General features: G+C 67.5%; 1 protein-coding gene. It reads left to right on the top strand.

The window, feature by feature from the left end; all coding sequences use genetic code 11:
• Window positions 1-15: 15 nt before the first annotated feature.
• The coding region (locus tag DQW85_RS21875) for a hypothetical protein (RefSeq protein WP_162795203.1) at window positions 16-671 on the top strand (656 nt) is incomplete at its 3' end.

The following is a 671-nucleotide window of genomic DNA, read 5'->3' on the forward strand; positions in this document are numbered from 1 at the left end:
CCCTCCGGCCGGCGGGTGCGGTTCGCCGGCAAGGGCGACGGCACCTATCAGGCTCCGCCGGGGATGCATGCGGTGCTGGCGGATGTGGCCGGTGGCGGCTGGCGGCTGATGGACACCTCGGCGACCAGCTACCACTTCGACGCTTCCGGCCGGCTACTGAAGATCGCTGATGGGCGTGGCCGCGCGCAGACCTTGCACTACGGGAGTGACGGCAAGATCTCCAAGGTGTCCGCTGTCGGTGGCCGGGCGTTGCATTTCACCTGGCAGGGGTCACGGGTGGCGTCGGTGTCCACCGATCCGGTGGACGGTCAGAGCCTGACGTGGACCTATACCTATACGGGCGACAATCTGACCGGCGTGTGCGCTCCGGTTGCGGCGCCGAACTGTACGACCTACACCTACGGGGACGGGTCGCGCTATCGCGGCCTGGTGCTGGATGCCGAGCCGGTGGGGTATTTCCGTTTCGGTGAGGGGGCGTCCGGTAACCCGGTCAACGAGGGCAGCAGTGGCTCGACGGGCTGGTACAAGGATGTCTCGCTGGGGCAGCCGGGCGCGCTGGAGGGCAGCACCGATACAGCCGCCGGTTTCACCAAGTCGCATCTGGCGCTGCCGCCCAACATTTTGGCGCGGTTGCGGAACCGGGTGTCGATCGAGGGCTGGTTCAAGACCAC

The organism is Nonomuraea lactucae, assembly GCF_003313395.1.
GTDB lineage: Bacteria > Actinomycetota > Actinomycetes > Streptosporangiales > Streptosporangiaceae > Nonomuraea > Nonomuraea lactucae.